At 65.0% G+C, this 18148-nt stretch carries 17 protein-coding genes; 14 read left to right on the top strand and 3 right to left on the bottom strand.

All coding sequences use genetic code 11. The features are described from left to right. The first annotated feature begins 9 nt into the window (after positions 1-9). From EYW45_RS06980 to EYW45_RS07015, 8 genes are all read left to right on the top strand, one after another. On the top strand, positions 10-2586 hold the full coding sequence (locus EYW45_RS06980; protein WP_161134681.1) for a sensor domain-containing protein: 2577 nt from the start codon (positions 10-12) through the stop codon (positions 2584-2586). Positions 2587-2735: 149 nt separating this feature from the next. Then, entirely contained in the window at positions 2736-5084 is a 2349-nt protein-coding gene (locus tag EYW45_RS06985) for a bifunctional salicylyl-CoA 5-hydroxylase/oxidoreductase (protein ID WP_161134682.1), read from the top strand. Continuing rightward, positions 5081-5938 carry an SDR family NAD(P)-dependent oxidoreductase gene (locus tag EYW45_RS06990; protein ID WP_161134683.1) on the top strand — a complete coding sequence of 286 codons (858 nt, stop codon included), beginning with the start codon at positions 5081-5083 and terminating at the stop codon, positions 5936-5938. Before EYW45_RS06985 ends, EYW45_RS06990 begins: the two co-directional genes overlap by 4 nt. Positions 5939-5985: 47 nt before the next feature. Next, positions 5986-6843 carry an enoyl-CoA hydratase family protein gene (locus EYW45_RS06995; RefSeq protein ID WP_161134684.1) on the top strand — a complete coding sequence of 286 codons (858 nt, stop codon included), beginning with the start codon at positions 5986-5988 and terminating at the stop codon, positions 6841-6843. 2 nt (positions 6844-6845) lie between these two features. Beyond that, positions 6846-8015 (top strand): acyl-CoA dehydrogenase family protein, encoded by a 1170-nt coding sequence (locus EYW45_RS07000; protein ID WP_161134685.1) that lies wholly within the window; start codon positions 6846-6848, stop codon positions 8013-8015. Between the two features lie 36 nt (positions 8016-8051). Further along, the gene (locus EYW45_RS07005) at positions 8052-9704 is read left to right on the top strand and encodes an AMP-binding protein (protein WP_161134686.1); all 1653 of its coding nucleotides are present in this window, start codon (positions 8052-8054) and stop codon (positions 9702-9704) included. Then, positions 9701-10162 (top strand): acyl-CoA thioesterase, encoded by a 462-nt coding sequence (locus EYW45_RS07010; protein ID WP_161134687.1) that lies wholly within the window; start codon positions 9701-9703, stop codon positions 10160-10162. The genes EYW45_RS07005 and EYW45_RS07010 overlap by 4 nt, the downstream gene beginning before the upstream one ends. A 10-nt stretch (positions 10163-10172) precedes the next feature. Then, the gene (locus EYW45_RS07015; protein ID WP_161134688.1) at positions 10173-10601 is read left to right on the top strand and encodes a RidA family protein; all 429 of its coding nucleotides are present in this window, start codon (positions 10173-10175) and stop codon (positions 10599-10601) included. 45 nt (positions 10602-10646) lie between these two features. Here the strand turns inward: EYW45_RS07015 and hemL are convergent, their stop codons facing one another. From hemL to thiD, 3 genes are read right to left on the bottom strand one after another with little or no spacing between them, the layout of a single operon-like run. Then, entirely contained in the window at positions 10647-11933 is a 1287-nt protein-coding gene (gene hemL, locus EYW45_RS07020; RefSeq protein WP_161134689.1) for a glutamate-1-semialdehyde 2,1-aminomutase, read from the bottom strand. Between the two features lie 21 nt (positions 11934-11954). Next, positions 11955-12629, bottom strand: coding sequence for a thiamine phosphate synthase (gene thiE / locus EYW45_RS07025; RefSeq protein WP_161134690.1), 675 nt, complete (start codon positions 12627-12629; stop codon positions 11955-11957). Further along, positions 12626-13453, bottom strand: a complete 828-nt coding sequence (gene thiD, locus EYW45_RS07030; RefSeq protein ID WP_407924904.1) for a bifunctional hydroxymethylpyrimidine kinase/phosphomethylpyrimidine kinase — start codon at positions 13451-13453, stop codon at positions 12626-12628. Before thiD ends, thiE begins: the two co-directional genes overlap by 4 nt. 161 nt (positions 13454-13614) lie before the next feature. Here thiD and EYW45_RS07035 point away from each other — a divergent pair, with 161 nt between their 5' ends. From EYW45_RS07035 to EYW45_RS07060, 6 genes are all read left to right on the top strand, one after another. After that, positions 13615-13779, top strand: coding sequence for a rubredoxin (locus EYW45_RS07035; protein WP_161134691.1), 165 nt, complete (start codon positions 13615-13617; stop codon positions 13777-13779). 58 nt (positions 13780-13837) lie between these two features. Continuing rightward, positions 13838-14428, top strand: coding sequence for a YqgE/AlgH family protein (locus tag EYW45_RS07040; RefSeq protein ID WP_161134692.1), 591 nt, complete (start codon positions 13838-13840; stop codon positions 14426-14428). Next, a complete protein-coding gene (gene ruvX, locus EYW45_RS07045; protein WP_161134693.1) occupies positions 14421-14822 on the top strand; it encodes a Holliday junction resolvase RuvX in 402 nt (133 codons plus the stop codon). Before EYW45_RS07040 ends, ruvX begins: the two co-directional genes overlap by 8 nt. 15 nt (positions 14823-14837) lie before the next feature. Further along, positions 14838-15818, top strand: coding sequence for an aspartate carbamoyltransferase (locus tag EYW45_RS07050; RefSeq protein ID WP_161134694.1), 981 nt, complete (start codon positions 14838-14840; stop codon positions 15816-15818). A 64-nt stretch (positions 15819-15882) separates the two neighbouring features. Then, positions 15883-17304, top strand: a complete 1422-nt coding sequence (locus EYW45_RS07055) for an amidohydrolase family protein (protein WP_161134695.1) — start codon at positions 15883-15885, stop codon at positions 17302-17304. After that, positions 17301-18107, top strand: coding sequence for a lysophospholipid acyltransferase family protein (locus EYW45_RS07060; protein WP_161135363.1), 807 nt, complete (start codon positions 17301-17303; stop codon positions 18105-18107). Before EYW45_RS07055 ends, EYW45_RS07060 begins: the two co-directional genes overlap by 4 nt. Positions 18108-18148: the final 41 nt, after the last annotated feature.

The raw sequence follows: 18148 nt of genomic DNA on the forward strand, positions 1-18148 counted from the left end.
AGAGCCGAAATGCAGGAAGATTCGCCAGAGTGCAGCCGTATTTCCCCAGCAGACTTTTCCACGCATGATCGGTCCGAAGTGCTGGACGCCATCAATCGCACGATGCTGATTCTGGAGTTCGACCGGGCAGGCAACGTCGTCGGGGCGAACGACACGTTCCTGAACCGCATGGGCTATCGGCTGGACGAGATCTGTGGGCAGTCCCACGATATGCTGTGCCCGCCCGCGATGGGCGCGGCCGGCCGCGAAGCCGCCATCTGGGCGAGCATGCAGCGCGGCGAAGCGTTCAGCCACATCGTGCGCCGCGCCAGGCAGGACGGCAGCGAAGTGTGGCTCGATGCGTTCTATACCCCGATCATGAACGCCCGCGGCGAGCTTGAACGCGTCATCAAGATCGCCAACGACGTGACTGACGACGTGCGGCGCCGCGAATCGGTGCGGCGTGTGCTCAAAGGCGTGGACGAGGCCGGCAACGCCGTCGTGATCTCCAGCCCGGACGACCGAGTGGTGTATGCCAACGAGGGTTTCAAGCGCTTGCTGGAAAAGCGCGGCGAGAGTGTGCGCGGCAAGTCGTTGGGTCAGTTGCTCGGCGCCGTGCGCGTGGAGCCCGCGACCACGCGCTACCTGTCCAATCGCCTTTCCAGACCGCCGGGGCACCAGGAAGAATTGCTGCTGTACGGCAAGAGCGGGCGGCCCATCTGGGTATCGGCCACGACGAACGCCATACTCGATCACCACGGTAACGTCGCCAATATCGTCGACGTGCTCACCGACATCACGCCCACCAAAATCTACGAAGTGCTGCAGCGGCGGATTCTGCAAGCCGTCTTCGACGATCAGCCGATCGACGATGTGATGGCGCTGCTTTGCGTCGAACTGGCGCAGTTGGCGCCCGAACTGCAACCGGCCGTCGTCCGTCTGGACGGCGACCGGCAATGGCAGGCGCTTGCCGCGCCGGGCCTGCCGGCGCCATACCTCGACGCGTTGCGTATGTTCGAGCCCGCTGCCATGGCGGCGACGGCCGCGAGCGGCGCGTCATGCCAGGCGCTGAGCGCCATCGACCTCGCCCACGACCCGCAATGGGCGTCGCAACGCGAGTGGTTCGAGGCCGCGGGGCTGACCGGGTGCGCGGCCCGACCGATCGTCACGGCGGCCGGGCGCACGATCGGTCTGCTGGCGTTTTTCTACCGCGATCACGCGCCGCCTGACGCGTTTCATCGTCGCTTGATGGATGTGGGCCTGCATCTGTGTTCGCTCGCGCTGGAGCGCGAAGATGTGCGTGCCCGCATTCGGCAATTGGCGTATTACGACGACCTGACCGGACTGCCCAATCGCAGTCATCTGCATGCTGAAGCCGAGCGGGCCGTGGACGACATGATTCGCCGCAACGGTGCATTGGCGCTGCTGGTGATCGACATCGACCGTTTCAAACACGTCAACGAGCAATTCGGGCAGAGCGCAGGCGATGCCCTGCTGCGCGAGGTCGCGCGCCGATTGCGTGCGGTGCTGCGCGGCGGCGACATCGTCGGCCGCATGTCGGGCGACGAGTTTCTGGTCGTGCTGCCGCAGTGCGACGTGAATGGCATCGAGGTCGTGACGCGTCACTTGACGGCCGAACTCACACGGCCGTTCGACGTGGGGCCGGCTGTGCTGCGCCCCACGGCCAGCGTAGGTGTGAGTTTCTTTCCCGACAACGGACAGGATCTGCCCGCGCTGCTGCGGCATGCCGATATGGCAATGGTGCAGGCGAAGGCCGATGGACGCGCCTGCGTGCGCTTCTTCAGCCCGGAAATGAATCAGATCTCGCAGGAGCGCCATGCACTCGAAGGTGCCTTGCGGCAGGCGCTGGAGAACGAAGGGCTGCAATTGCACTACCAACCGCAGATTCGCATGCGCGATGGCGTGCTGTATGGCGTGGAGGCGCTGGCGCGCTGGCGCCATCCCGAACTGGGCGAGTTGTCGCCGGCGCGATTCGTGCCTCTGGCCGAGGCGTGCGGCCTGATCGGCGCGCTGGGCGAGTGGGCGATTCGCACCGCGTGCCGGCAGTTGGCCGACTGGCGCGCACGTGGCGTCGCGGTACCGACGGTATCGGTGAATCTGTCGCCCACCAATTTCCATCGCTCCGATCTGGAAGCCACGATCGAGGCGGCGCTGCGGCGCTATCGGCTGACCCCGTCGGACCTGACGTTGGAGATTACCGAAAGCGTGCTGCTGGACAGCAATCCCGACACGATGGATACGATCGCTCGCCTGACGACCTCTGGCGTGCGGCTCTCGATGGACGACTTCGGCACGGGCTATTCGAGCCTGGGCCATCTGCGCCGCCTCTCGGTGCATGAGCTGAAGCTGGACCGCAGTTTCGTGGTGGGCATCGAGTCGGACGCACCGTCGCGGGCGCTCGCCAGCGCCATTGTGCGTATCGGCGAAAGCCTGAATCTGAAGGTGGTGGCCGAAGGTGTCGAGACGGAGGCGCAACGGCATTTTCTGGCCGATCTCGGCTGCGATGCCGTGCAGGGATTTCTGTTTTCGCCGGCGCTCCCCGCCCCGGATCTGGAGCGCTGGCTGGCGCAACGGCCCGGGGCGTAGACATCCCTTTTTGACGCGTGGCCGTTAGGCGAAAACCCGGGTTGCGGGAGGGTTGGAACGTGTATATAGTTCAAGCCTAAACTATCCAGGTTTAAATAATCGTCGCCCAGAGCGCGTGGGATGTGCGGCGTCATCGAAGCGAGCTAGCCATGAATATCGTGTGCATCGGGGGCGGCCCCGCCGGCCTGTATTTCGGATTGCTGATGAAGCTGCAGGATCCCGCCAACAGGGTGGTGGTGCTGGAGCGCAACAAGCCCTACGACACGTTCGGATGGGGCGTGGTGTTTTCCGATGCGACGATGGCCAACCTGCGCATCGCCGATCCGGTGTCCGCCGAGGAAATCGCGGCGGCGTTCAATCATTGGGACGATATCGAGATCCACTTCAAGGGCCAGAGCATCCGCAGCGGTGGCCACGGTTTCATCGGCATCGGCCGCAAGAAGCTGCTCAATATTCTCCAAGCCCGCTGCGAAGAAGTCGGCGTCGAACTGGTGTTCGAAACCGATGCGCAAGACGATCGCGATGTGGCGCTGCAGTACGACGCCGATCTCGTGATCGCCTCCGATGGCATCAACAGCCGCGTGCGCACCGCCTATCTGCCGTCGTTCGAACCCGATATCGATCAACGGCTGTGCCGCTTTGTCTGGCTGGGCACGCACAAGGTCTTCGACGCGTTCACGTTTGCCTTCGTGCAGACGGAGCACGGTTGGTTTCAGGCGCACGCTTATCGCTTCGAGCCGGGGCTGTCGACGTTCATCGTCGAAACGACTGAGGACGCCTGGCGTGCTGCGGGCATCGAGGCGATGAGTCAGGAAGACGGCATCGCGTATTGCGAAAAACTGTTTGCGCCGTGGCTCGATGGTCACGCCCTGATGACCAATGCCAAGCACTTGCGCGGCTCGGCCAGCTGGATTCGCTTCCCGCGCGTGATCTGCAAGCGCTGGGTGCATTGGCACAGCCTGCAAACGGGGTCTGGCGTGCGCGATGTGCCGGTGGTGCTGATGGGCGACGCTGCCCACTCCGCACACTTCTCCATCGGCTCGGGCACCAAGCTCGCGCTCGAAGACGCAATCGAACTCGCGCGCCGCATGGCGCAGCTGGGACGCGATGTGCGCGAGGCCTTGAGCGAGTACGAAGCCGTGCGCAGTGTGGAAGTGCTCAAGATTCAGAACGCGGCCCGCAACTCGACCGAATGGTTTGAGAACGTCGAACGTTATGCGGGCCTCGCACCCGAACAATTTGCCTATTCGTTGTTGACGCGTTCGCAACGTATCTCGCATGAGAATCTGCGCGTGCGCGATGCCGCCTGGCTCGAGGGTTACGAAGCGTGGATCGCGCGCAATGCCGGGCAGGATTTGCCGGACGGCGCGCGTGCGCCGCAGCCGATGCTCACGCCGTTTGCGCTGCGTTCGACCCGACTCAAGAATCGCATCGTGGTCTCGCCGATGGCGATGTACTCGTGCGAAGACGGCGTACCGGGCGATTTCCATTTGGTGCATCTCGGCAGCCGTGCGCTTGGCGGCGCGGGCATGATCATGGTCGAGATGACCTGCACGTCGCCCGACGCGCGCATTACGCCGGGATGCCCGGGGTTGTGGAACGACACGCAGCGCGATGCGTTCAAGCGCATCGTCGATTTCGTGCACGGCCAAAGCGATGCCAAGATCGGGATTCAGTTGGGGCATGCGGGCCGCAAGGGGTCGACGCAACTGGGCTGGGACAAGATCGACTATCCGCTTGCGACCGGCAACTGGCCCTTGCTCTCGGCGTCGCCCATTCCGTACATGGAAGGCGTGTCGCAGGTGCCGAGCGCCATGACGCGGGCCGATATGGATGCCGTGCGCGATGATTTCGTGGCCGCTGCCAAACGGGCAGCCGACGCCGGCTTCGACTGGCTGGAATTGCATTGCGCGCATGGCTATCTGCTGTCGTCGTTCATCTCGCCCATCACCAATCATCGCGATGACGACTACGGTGGCAGCCTGGATAACCGGTTGCGCTATCCGCTCGAGATTTTCGCGGCCTTGCGCGCGGTGTGGCCCGAAAGATTGCCGATGTCGGTGCGGATCTCGGCGCACGATTGGGTGGAAGGCGGCATCACCGCCGACGACGCGGTCGAGATCGCCCGCCGCTTCAAGGCGGCCGGTGTGGACATGGTCGATTGCTCGTCGGGGCAGGTGAGCGCCGCGCAGAAGCCTGTGTACGGCCGCATGTACCAAACGCCGTTTTCCGATCGGGTACGCAACGAAGCGGGTATTCCGACGATGGCCGTGGGTGCGATCTTCGAAGCCGATCACGTCAACGGCATCATTGCGTCGGGTCGCGCCGATCTGTGCGCGATCGCTCGGCCCCATCTGGCGGATGCCGCGTGGACGTTGCGGGAAGCCGCCCGGGTGGGAGCGCCGGACGTGACCTGGCCGAAGCAGTATGAGGCGGGCCGCCGGCAATTGGAGGTGAATTTCCAGCGCGCCGCGCAAACGGCGCCGGAGGCCAAATGATTTCTTCGTCCACATCGATCGAGAACAATCAGGGTGCGGTGGCCGCAACCCACACGGGTACGGCCCCGTCAGCCTCCCCACCGCTTGCCGGCCGTCACGCCGTGGTCACTGGCGGCGGCAAGGGCATCGGCATGGCCATCGCGCGCCATCTGCTGGCGCATGGCGCAGCCGTCACATTGGTGGGCCGGGATCGTGGCACGCTCGATCGCGCCGTGGCCGACCTTGCACCGCTCGGACAGGTGCAGGCAGCCGCGTGCGATGTGGTCGATGCCGCCAGCGTGCGTCAGGCGTTCGATGCGGCCGCCGAGGCATTCGGCCCGATCGCCGTGCTGGTCAATAACGCCGGCCAGGCGGTGAGCGAACGATTCGACCGCATGGACGCCTCGGTATGGGACACCATGCTGGCCGTCAATCTTACGGGCACGTTTCACTGCACCCAGGCTGTGTTGCCGGGGATGCTGGCGCAGCAATGGGGGCGTGTGGTGAATGTGGCCAGCACCGCCGGGCTGATCGGCTACGCGTACGTGAGCGCCTATTGCGCCGCCAAGCACGGCGTGATCGGCATGACGCGCGCGCTGGCGCTTGAAGTGGCGCGCAAGGGCGTGACCGTCAATGCGGTGTGCCCCGGATATACCGAAACCGATATCGTGCGCGATGCGGTCACCAATATCATGGGCAAGACGGGCATGACCGAAGAGGCCGCCCGCGCGCAACTCGCCCAACGCAATCCGCAAGGCAAGCTGGTACAGCCCGACGACGTCGCACAAACCGTGGCGTGGCTGTGCCTGCCGGCCGCCATGGCTGTCAACGGCCAGTCCATTTCGGTGGATGGCGGCGAAGTGATGACGGGCTAGATGGCGGGCGGCGCGCCCACCACGCTCAACCAATCGAGGAGACCAGGATGACCCAGACGCAAGAGACGCACACGATGGCGCACCACAAGCAACCGCTGGCCGGCTATCCGGCGCGGACGTTTCTGTGGGACGTCTCGGCCGATGGCAAGGTGGCCACGATCACGCTCAATCGGCCCGAGCGCAAGAATCCGCTTACCTTCGAGTCGTATGCCGAACTGCGCGATCTGTTTCGCAGCCTCGTCTACGCCACCGATATCAAGGTGGTGGTGCTGGCGGGTGCTGGCGGCAACTTCTGCTCCGGCGGCGACGTGCATGAAATCATCGGTCCGCTCACGCGCATGACGATGCCTGAGCTGCTCGATTTCACGCGCATGACGGGCGATCTGGTCAAGGCGATGCGCGCTTGCCCGCAGCCCATCGTGGCCGCCGTCGATGGCATCTGCGCGGGCGCAGGGGCCATGCTGGCATTGGGTTCGGATCTGCGCATCGGCGCGACCGATGCCCGCACCGCGTTCCTGTTCACAAGGGTAGGATTGGCCGGCGCCGATATGGGCGCGTGCACGCTGCTGCCGCGCATGATCGGTCAGGGCCGCGCGTCCGAACTGCTGTATACCGGGCGCGCCATGACGGCGGATGAAGGCCTCGCCTGGGGTTTTTTCAATCAGGTGCTGCCGCAAGCCGATGTGCTGGGTGCTGCGCAAACCTTGGCGGCATCGATTGCCGCCGGCCCCACCTTCGCACACGGCGTCACCAAGAAACTGCTGCATCAGGAATGGGCCATGGGTGTGGACGAGGCCATCGAAGCCGAAGCCGAAGCGCAGGCGATCTGCATGCAGACGCGCGATTTCCATCGGGCCTATGAGGCGTTCGTCGCCAAGCGCAAGCCCGTCTTCGAAGGAAACTGATCATGGCCGACACCACCTGGCAGGATTGGCCGTTCTTTGACGACCGCCATCGCAGCGTGGCGCGGGAACTCGACACCTGGGCCGGCCACGCGCTCGCCCACGTCGATCATCGCGATACCGATCAGGCGTGCCGCGATCTGGTGCGCTCGTTGGGCGATGCCGGCTGGCTGCGCTATGCCGTGGCGGCCGGTCCCGGTGGCGCATGGGGCGGCGCCTTGGGTGCCATCGACTCGCGCATGGTGTGCATCCTGCGCGAAACGCTCGCCCGGCACGATGGTCTCGCCGACTTCGCATTCGCGATGCAAGGGCTGGGAAGCGGTGCGATTTCCCTGGGCGGATCCGACGCCTTGCGCGAAGTCTATCTGCCGCGCGTGGCGCGTGGCGAGGCCATCGCCGCGTTCGCGTTGTCCGAACCCGAAGCCGGATCGGATGTGGCGGCGCTCAGTTGCGCGGCCAGGCTGGATGGCGATCACTACGTGCTCGATGGCGAAAAAACCTGGATTTCCAACGGTGGCATCGCGGACTTCTATTGCGTGTTTGCCCGCACCGGCGAAGCCCCGGGTGCCCGCGGCATCAGCGCCTTCGTGGTCGATGCCGATACGCCGGGCCTGGATGCGTCGGAGCGTATCGACGTGATCGCGCCTCACCCGCTGGCGACGCTTAAGTTTCGCAACTGCCGCGTGCCCAAAACGCATCTGTTGGGCGACGCCGGGCAGGGCTTCAAGCTGGCGATGATGACGTTGGACATCTTCCGTGCCTCGGTCGCCGCGGCCGCGTTGGGTTTCGCCCGCCGCGCGCTGGACGAGTCGGTCGGCCGCGCGCGGTCGCGCCGCATGTTCGGCCAAACCTTGGGCGATCTGCAACTCACGCAAGCCGCGTTGGGCGACATGGCCACAGCCGTAGACGCCTCGGCGCTGCTCACCTATCGCGCCGCGTGGATGCGCGACGTACAGGGCGTGCGTACCACGCGCGAAGCGGCGATGGCCAAGATGACGGCGACTGAATCGGCGCAACAGGTGATCGATCGCGCCGTGCAATTGTTTGGCGGGGCCGGTGTGGTGAGCGGCGCCATCGTGGAAAGGCTTTATCGGGAAATCCGGTCGCTGCGCATTTACGAAGGCGCGACCGAGGTGCAGAAACTCATCATTGCACGCGAGCTACTCAAGAACTGACGCGCATGAACGCGTCGTCTATACAAGGGGTTTGTCATGGCTGTTTCCGCTCATCAAGATACGTTTGCCAGAGATCACTTGCCGGATCGGGGCGATTGGCCGGAGCTGTTGCTGGATAGCCCGGATGTGGCCTATCCCGAGCGCATGAACTGCGCGGCCGAACTTGTCGACAGCATGGTCGCGCAGGGCAATGGCGCGCGCGTGGCGTTGCGCTGGCGGGATGCCGGCCAGATGAAGGCGATGACGTACGCCGAACTCAAAGCGCTCACCAATCGCATCGCCCAGGTGCTGGTGGGCCCGATGGGTCTGGTGCCCGGCAACCGCGTGCTTTTGCGCGGCCCGAACAATCCCATGATGGCGGCGGCCTGGCTGGGCGCGATCAAGGCAGGCATGGTGACCGTGCCGACGATGCCGTTGCTGCGGGCCAAGGAGCTCAAGCAGATCATCGACAAGGCCGAGATCCAGGCCGTGTTGTGCGATGCCTCGTTGCAGAACGAAGCCTTCTTTTGCCGCGATGCGGCGCACGAATATCATTGCCCGCAACTCACGCAATTGGTGCTGTTCAACGATGCCGGCCCTGATTCGCTGGACACCTTGGCCGCAGCGCAGTCCGACGATTTCACGCCCTGCGATACGGCGGCCGACGATGTGTGCCTGATTGCGTTCACGAGCGGCACGACCGGCAAGCCCAAGGGTTGCATGCATTTTCATCGCGACGTGCTGGCGATGTGCGATCTCTTTCCGAAGCACGTGATCGGCATGGGACCGGACGACATCGTGTGCGGCACGCCGCCGATGGCGTTCACGTTCGGCTTGGGTGGATTGCTGTGCTTTCCGCTGCGCGTGGGCGCATCGGCCATCCTGTCGGAGAAGCTGGCGCCGGCGAGCTTGCTGCAAACCATCCAGGATTTTCGTGCGACGATCGTCTTTACCGCGCCCACGTTCTATCGTCAGATGGCGGGCCTGGTGGATCAATACGATCTGTCGTCATTGAAGAAGAGCGTGTCGGCCGGTGAAGCCTTGCCCGACGCCACGCGGCAGTTGTGGAAAGGGGCCAGCGGCATCGAGATGATCGACGGCATCGGCGGCACCGAGATGATTCACGTGTTCGTGTCGAGCAGCGAGGCCGAGGTGCGGCGCGGGGCGATCGGCAAGGTCGTGCCCGGCTACATTGCGCAGGTGGTCGACGACGATATGCAGCCGGTGCCGCACGGCACGCCTGGCCGCCTGGCGATCAAGGGTCCCACCGGTTGCCGCTATCTCGATGACGACCGCCAACGCAAATTCGTGCGCGACGGTTGGAATCTGCCCGGCGACACCTTCGTACAGGATGCCGATGGATATCTGTATTACCAGGCGCGCAATGACGACATGATCATCTCGGCCGGCTACAACATCGCCGGCCCCGAAGTGGAAGATGCGCTGTTGCGTCATCCCGCCGTGGCCGAATGCGGCGTGGTGGGCTTGCCCGACGAAGAGCGCGGGCAGGTGGTGAAGGCGTTCGTGGTGCTCAAGCCGGGTATCGACGGCGATGCGGCGCTGGTCAAGGCGCTGCAGGACTTCGTCAAGGCCGAAATCGCGCCCTACAAGTATCCGCGCGCCATCGCGTTCGTGGACGCGCTGCCGCGCACCGAGACCGGCAAGCTGCAACGCTTTACGTTGCGTCAAACCGCGATGGCCTCGGCATGAGTCGATCACCGTTCACCGCCGAAATGACGGTGGCGTTTCGCCACTGCGATCCGGCAGGCATCGTGTTCTATCCGCGTTACTTCGAAATGATCAACGATTTCGTCGAAGCGTTTTTCGATCGCGGCTTGGGCGCCTCGTTTCATGCCTTGCACGTGGGACGCAAGATCGGCACCCCGCTTGCCTCGGTGCAGTGCGACTTCAAGGCGCCCAGTCGATGGAACGACGTGCTGCATCAATCGATGACCGTGACCAGCCTCGGCGGTGCGGCCATCGGACTGAAGGTGCGCTTTGCGTCACCCGAGGGCCAGACGCGGCTGGAAGCGCAACTCACCATCGTGACGATCGATCTGGAGACGATGCGCTCCATACGCTTGCCGGAAGATTTGCGGCAAGCGCTCACCCCATTTGTCGAGCCGGGTGCGGATGCGATGGCATCCGTGGCGGCCGGCGGCTTTTAACGGAACTTCTATGATGAAACTGCAACCCCCCGACTGGCTCGCACCGCGCGGCTACGCCAATGGGATCGCGACCGACATGACCGTGGGTTCGCGCCTGATTTTCGTCGGTGGCCAGATCGGTTGGAACGGGCAACAGCAATTCGAAAGCGACGATTTCGCCGAACAGACCCGTCAGACGTTGCAGAACATCGTCGACATTCTGGCAGTGGGCGGTGCGCGGCCTGAGCACATCACGCGCATGACGTGGTACGTGAAGGACAAGGAAGAGTACGTGAACGCGTACCCCGAGATCGGCAAGCACTACCGTGCGCTGCTGGGCAAGCACTTTCCGGCGATGACGGCCGTGGAAGTGGCCGATCTGATCGAAGATCGTGCGCGGGTTGAGATCGAAGTGACGGCGGTGGTGCCGCCCGCCAATCATCAGGGCGGCGACGCGTAATCGCAGGCGGCAGAAGCAACCTGGCGCAAACACGCCCCGGCTGCGTCAGGCTTGCTTCATCTTCGCGAAAACGCGCGTGGCGGCGGCCAGCGTGTCGTCGATCACGCTGTCGTCATGCGTGGCCGATACGAAGCCGGCTTCGAATGCCGACGGCGCGAAGTGCACGCCTTCATCGAGCATGCCGTGGAAGAACTGCTTGAACGCCTCCACGTCGCAGGCCGACACTTGCGTGAAGGTGGTGGGCACGTTCTCGGTAAAGTAAATGCCGAACATGCCGCCCACGCTATCGGCGCACATCACGATGTCGGCGTCGCGTGCCGCCGCCTGCAGGCCATGGGCCAGCTTCGCGGTCTGGGCTGAAAGATGTTCGTAGAAACCCGGTTCGGCCAGCAGGCGCAGCGTTTCCAGTCCAGCCGCCACAGCGACCGGATTGCCCGACAGCGTGCCCGCCTGGTAGACCGTACCCAATGGCGCGATATGCGCCATCACGTCGGCGCGCCCGCCGAAGGCTCCCACGGGCATGCCACCGCCGATGACTTTCGCCAGCGTGGTGATGTCGGGTGTGACGCCCGAGCGGCCCTGCACGCCTTGCGGACCCACACGGAAACCCGTCATGACTTCGTCGAAAATCAGCAGTGCGCCGTGCTGCGTGCACAGCGTGCGCAGGCCTTCGAGGAAGCCCGCGATCGGCTGAATGAGGTTCATGTTGCCGGCGATGGGCTCCACGATGATGCAGGCGATTTCTTCACCGTATTCGATGAAGGCTTGTTCGACGGCAGGCAGATCGTTGTAATCGAGCACGATGGTGTGCGCGACGAATTCAGTCGGCACGCCGGACGATGTGGGATTGCCGAAAGTGAGCAGCCCCGAGCCGGCCTTGACCAGCAGACTATCGGCGTGGCCGTGATAGCAGCCTTCGAATTTGATGATCTTGGTGCGGCCGGTGGCGCCGCGCGCCAGGCGGATGGCCGACATCGTGGCCTCCGTGCCCGAGCTCACCAGACGCACTTTGTCCATCGAAGGCAGGCGGGCGACCAGCGTTTCGGCGAGGGTGACTTCAGCCTCGGTGGGCGCGCCGAACGACAAGCCATGCACCGCAGCTTCCTGCACGGCCCGCACCACGTCCGGATGGGCATGGCCCAGGATGGCCGGGCCCCAGGAACCGACGTAGTCGATATAGCGTTTGCCTTCGGCATCCCAGATATGCGGGCCTTGCGCGCGGGCGATGAAGCGCGGCGTGCCGCCGACGGACTTGAAGGCGCGCACGGGCGAGTTGACGCCACCGGGAATGGTCAGGCAGGCGCGTTCGAACAGTTCAACGTTGGTAGGCATAGGGCAGTCAGTTTCTGAAGGTTAAGCGCAGGCCGCGGCCAATCGGCGCGCGGCGGCGGTGATGTCGGGCGCATCGAACAGGCCCGTGATCACAGCCAGCGCATCGGCACCGGCGGCCGCCACCGGCGCGGCGTTGTCGGGCGTGATGCCGCCGATCGCCACCACGGCGGGCCGCAGCGCGGGCAGGTGGGCGACCAAGTCGCGCGCCTGACGGAGGATGTCGAGCGTGGCGCGCGGCGCGCCAGGCTTGACGGTGGAGGGGTACACCGCCCCGAACGCGATGTAATCGGCACCGGCCACGAGCAGGGCGCGGGCACGATCGAGATCGTCGTAGCAGGAAACGCCCACGATGGCGTCGGGGCCGAGCGCGGTGCGTGCCGCCTCGATGTCGCCATCGTCGCGGCCCAGATGAACGCCATCGGCGCCCACGGCCAGCGCGATGGCCCATTCGTCATTGACGAGGTACACCACGTCCAGCGCGGAGCACACGGCGCGAAGGGCCTGTGCCTGGGCCATGCGCAGTGCCCGGTCGGGATGCTTGCTGCGGTATTGCAGCGATCGCATGCCGCCGGCGGCTGCGGCGCGTACGGCAGCCACCAGCCGGTCGGTGTCTTCCCAGCCTGGCGTCACGCCATACAGGCCGCCTGGGAAACGCAGTGGGGTCGGGCGATCGGACGGCAGCGGCGTTTGGGTCATTCGGAAGTTCCGGGCTCGGTGTCGCCCAGGCGATTGGGCACGCGATGGCCCATGCCCGGCAAAAAGCTGATGCCGATCGTGCGGTCGGCATAGGCAATGGCACGTTCGACCGCTTGCGGCATTTCGTCGCCATGCGCCAGTCGTGCGGTGAGAGCGGCTGCCAGTACGCCGCCGACGTCGGCATTGCGCTCGGGCGGCAATTGCCAGGCCCAGGTATGCGTCTGGCCGTCGGGACCGATCAGCGTGTGGGCACGATGGCCCGGGCGTTGCTGGCTGCCGAGTGCCAGCACCCAGTCGGCGCCCGCCGCCTGCAGGGCGTGCATCGGCGTCGCCAGATCCGACGCGTCGATATGGCCGTCGGCGATCCACTGATTGAGCCGAATCGACTCGATCACCACCACATCGGCCTGCGGCAGCAGCAGTTCGAGCGTGGCGGCCAGCAGATCCTCGGCGTCGTCCTGGCTGGCGGCATCCACGGGCAATGGCATGCGATGGCCCAGGTGCAGCACCAGGGGTACCTGACTGTAGTCGGCGGCCACCTGGGCAATTGCGCTGGCCGTCTCAGTGGTATAAACGCCACCCACCTTGATCGCTTGCACGGACATGTCTTCGAGCAGGCAACGCGCCTGATCGTCGAGAAAGTCGGGCGCGACGGGCTGAACATCTTCGGTGGCAGCGGTGTCCTGCACGGTAAGGGCGGTCACGGCCACGAGGCTATGGCACCCCAATTGCGCAGTGGTGACGGCGTCCGCAGGGATACCGTCCGACCCGGAGGGGTCGACAGGGCCGAAGATCAATGCAAGGGGAGGAGTGGCGGAAGTCACGGCGAATGCGAAGTGGGTATGTCTTGATCTACGGCAATAGCCCGCAGGTAATCAGGACATTCCCTATTGGGTTTCGGTAAGATTGCCCCCATTCTAAATGATCGGCCCCGGGATCGTGCCGCGCGCGGCGGTATGAACCGATTTGAACGCTAGAGAGAACTATGCAAACGTGGATGTGTCTGATTTGTGGTTGGGTGTACGACGAAGAGGCAGGTTTGCCGGAAGAGGGCATTGCCCCCGGCACCCGCTGGGCCGACGTCCCGCCCAACTGGGTCTGTCCTGAGTGCGGCGCGCGCAAGGAAGACTTTGAACTGATGGAAATTTGATCGCGGGCGCGGAAATTGCCTTCTGCGCCATGCTACTACCGCTGTCGTAGAGGTTGCCATGACCGAACAATGCACCACCGAAGACACCACTGCCGTGCCTATCGATCTGTCGAATCAGTTTTTGATGGCGATGCCGGGGATGGTCGAGGGCAGTTTGTCCGGAACTGTCATCTATGTCTGCGAACACACGCCCAAGGGCGCTCTGGGGCTGGTGATCAACCGGCCTACCGACCTCACGCTGGGCACGCTGTTTGAGCGCATCGATCTCGAACTAGAAATCGCCCCGGTGAAGGATTCGCCGGTATTTTTCGGCGGCCCGGTGCAAACCGATCGCGGCTTCGTGCTGCATGCGCCTGCCGGCGACTACAGCTCCAGCATCAAGCTGGGCGATCTGGCGTTGACCACGTCACGCGACGTGCTGCAGGCCGTAGCCGAAGGCAGTGGGCCGGCCCGCATGCTCGTCACCCTCGGTTACGCCGGGTGGGGTGCGGGCCAGCTCGAAAATGAAATGGCGCAGAATGCCTGGCTCAATGTCTCGGCCAATCTGCACATCATTTTCGATGTGCCGCCCGACGAGCGTTATCCCGCTGCACTCAAGTTGCTGGGCTTCGATCCCGTGATGTTGACGGGTGACGCGGGCCATGCCTGAAGAAACGTTGCTGGCGTTCGACTACGGCGAGACCAAAATCGGCGTGGCGATCGGCAATACTCTAACCTCGCACGCGCGTCCGCTCGAAATCATCAAGGGTGAGGCGCAGGCGCCGCGCTTTGCGCGAATCGAGCAACTTTTGGCCGAGTGGCAACCCCAACGGATCGTGGTCGGCTTGCCGCTCACGACCGAGGGGGATGAACAGCCGGCGTCCAAGCGCGCCCGGCGGTTCGGCAACCAACTGCATGGCCGCTACGGCCTGGCGGTGGTGCTCGTGGATGAGCGGGGGTCGAGCATGGAGGCCCAGTCGATACTGGGCAGCCACGCACCGGATGACGCCGTGGCAGCGGCTATTATTCTGCAACGTTACTTCGACGCCTTGCCCGCCGCTTAAACCATTGCTGTCCGCATGCTCAACCCGCAACTGAATCGTCAAGGTCGGTTGGTCCATCTTCTGTCGACCGAAGGATTGTCGCGCGCGTTGCTTACGGCGCTGCTCGATGCGGCTGACCGGCGCATGGGGTCCGACGGGCGTTTGCGTGCCGATTCGAACATCCCGCTGTCGCACTGGCGGGTGGCGCTGTGGCGTGAGGAGGGTGCGGCGTTGCCGCGTGATGGCTTGGGCGCTGGCGGGGCCGTTGCAGGGCGTGACGACGACCCTGGGCAATCTCGCGAGGACTCGATGTCGCGTCTGGCAGACGCGGCGGCGTTACTGGGGGCGCGGGTTGAGCAGTGGCCGACAGATCATCCCGCACCAGACAATCCCGCACTGAGCGACCTCGATCTGCTCGTGATGCGGCACCGTGCGAGTGGCGCTGCGCATTGGGCCGCCCGGCGCACGCCTGGGCCGCGGCATATCGTCAATGCCGGCGATGGCGCGCACGAGGATCCTGTTTCTGGATTGACGATGGTGGCCGCGCTGCGGCGGGCCTTGCCCGATCTGACAGCGTTGACCGTAACCCTGGTCGGCAATCTGAACGCCAGCGCGGCCGGGCGCTCCTGTCTGCATATTCTGACGACCCTGGGCGTGCCGGAAGTGCGGCTGGCCACCCCGCCCACGCTGGCACCCGAAGTGAGTGCCGCGCTTGGGGTACAGGCTTATGTCGATGTGGATGCGGCCTTGGTTGGCGCGGATGTGGTCGTCGTGCTTCCCATGGCACCTGTTCACGGTCAGCCGTCGCGACACCTCTCGGCTTGCGAATACCGCACGCAGTATGGCGTGTCGCGGGCGCGCCTGACCGCTGCCTGCCCGGCCGCGGTCGTGCTGCTCGCCGATGGGCTTGGGTGCAGATTGGAGGTTGCCGATGACGTGACGCCGCTGCCTCTGGATGACTGGGGCCGCGGCGTGAGCCTGGCGGTCCTGCAGACCCTCGTCGAAGGCGAAACATGACAGCACGCGAGAGCGACACAGCTGTGCACGCTGGCAAAGGGATTTGGGCCCGGGAGGCCGGCGCATGAGGACGCACGTTGCGGGTGGCCGTGTGATCGACCCGGCAAGCGGTTTGGATGCCGTGGCGGACATCTGGATTGCCGATGGGGTAATCGTCGGTGTCGGCAAGCCGCCTTCAGGTTTTGAGGCGGATCGGCGCATCGATGCGACCGGGTTCTGCGTGCTGCCGGGCCTGGTGGATCTTTCCTTCACCCCGGGGCCGGCAAACGATTGGCTGGGCGCGTTTGCAGGTGGCATTACGACCGTGGCGGTAGGCGTTGCCGCCGGCGCTGTGTTTGCGTCATCTGCAGCAGCAACGCCGCATCGGACGATGGCGCCCCGGTTATTGCCTGTGGGGCCGATGTGCGCCGATGTGTCAAACCAGCACCTGTCCGATTTCGGCAGACTGCGGCAGTCCGGTTGCATCGCCTGGTCGCCGGGCAGGCCCGTGCCTGGACGGCATGGAACCCCACCGATGCGTGCCGATGCTCGCAGCGGTCTCAACGGCGGCGGCAAGGACCGGTCTGACATCGCCGACTGCGAGCCTTCCCGCGCCGAGCGCACTGGCAGCGCTGTCATCGATCCGCATGTGCTTTGGCGCGCGATGCAATACGCCCGCGGATTGGGCGGGGCGCTGTGGCTGCCGCCGGTCGATGCGGCGTTGGCGCAGGGTGGCGTGGGGGGGGCGGGCGCTTATGCGGCGCGACTGGGCCTCGACAGCGTGCCGGTCGTTGCCGAGACCCTGGCGTTGGCACAAATCTTCGCACTGCAACGCGACACGGGCGCGCGTGTGCACCTGTCGCAGATCACCAGTGCAGAAGGGGTGGCGCTCGTGCGCGAGGCCAAGCGCGAAGGGTTGCCGGTAACCTGCGATGTCGCAGCTCACCACCTGCATGTGATCGACCTGGACATCGGGTTCTACGACCCGCGTTACCGGCTCGATCCGCCGTTACGCGGATCGCGCGATCGCGATGCGCTGCGCGCGGGGGTGGCCGACGGCACCATCGATGCCGTGTGCTCGCATCATCGTGTTGTGCCGCCCGAGCACGCCGACGCGCCGTTTGCGTATGCCGCCGCAGGCGCGGCCGACGGCCCGCTGCTGGCGTCGCTGGTGCTCAAGTGGGCGCGGGAAACCGGCGTGTCGCCAGTGCAGGCGTTGGCCAGGATTACGATCGGCCCGGCGGCCGTGGTGGCCGCCACCCAACCGGCCTTGCCGCGCGCGGGACGGCTGGAGGTAGGCGTGCCGGCGGATTTCTGCCTTTTCGATATCGATGATTTCTGGTTGGTGCCTGCCGGCGAGCCAGATGGCGGCGCCGCAGGTGGTGCCACAGGCGCAGCAACCGGCGCGGCCTTTTACGGGCGCACGCCGTTTTCCGGCATGCCGATGACCGGCCGCGTCACGGCGACGTATATCCATGGAGAATGTGTATGGCGGGCGGCGCAATGAGCGTTGTGTGGTTCGTGGCCCGTATGGCCTTTCTGTTGCCGCTCCTCGTCGTGGGGTTGTTGTGTGTGGCTGTGGTGTATCCGCTCTTGAGCGTCAGGGGGCGTTGCCGCCTGAATCGCCGGTGGTCGCGGCTGTTGCTGGGCGTGTGCGGCATCCGCGTGCGCGCCGCCGGGACGCCCATCATGGAGGGCCCGGTGCTGTACGTGGCCAATCATGTATCGTGGATCGATATTTTCGTGATGAATTCGGTGCGGGCCACAGCCTTCATCGCCAAGAGCGAGATTCGGGCCTGGCCGGTGATCGGATACCTGGTGGCAGGGGCCGGCACACTCTTCATTCAGCGCGGTCAGCGTCATGCCGTGCACGCGGTAAGCGAAGCCATGCAAGCGCGTTTTGCGCAGGGCGAGGCACTGGGATTGTTCCCTGAAGGTACGACCTCGCTGGGCGAGGATCTGCTGCCGTTTCACGCCAGTTTGTTTGAACCAGTGCGGTTTGCGTCGGTGCCGGTGCAGCCGCTGGCGATGCAGTTTCGCCAGCATGGCAAGCGCAGCAGTACGGCCGCATTTGTGGGCGAGGAAACCCTGGTGGCCAATCTTTGGCGCGTGCTGGGATCGCGGGGGCTGTCGGTCGACATCATTTATCTGCCGCCGCTCGATCTGAGTGTGGACGGGGCGCCGGTCAGGCCGCCGGCAACGGCATCGCCGCAATCGCCGTCGACCGCGCCGTCCGCCGCCGCTGTGGCGCCCCGCGCGATACTGGCGGAACGCGCACGCCAAGCGATCGCGCGCGGTCTTAACCGTTGATGTCGGATGCATCGGCGGGCAATGCGCCGACCGATCTGCAG

Origin of the sequence: Schauerella aestuarii (assembly GCF_009866805.1) — a bacterium.
GTDB classification, from domain to species: domain Bacteria; phylum Pseudomonadota; class Gammaproteobacteria; order Burkholderiales; family Burkholderiaceae_B; genus Schauerella; species Schauerella aestuarii.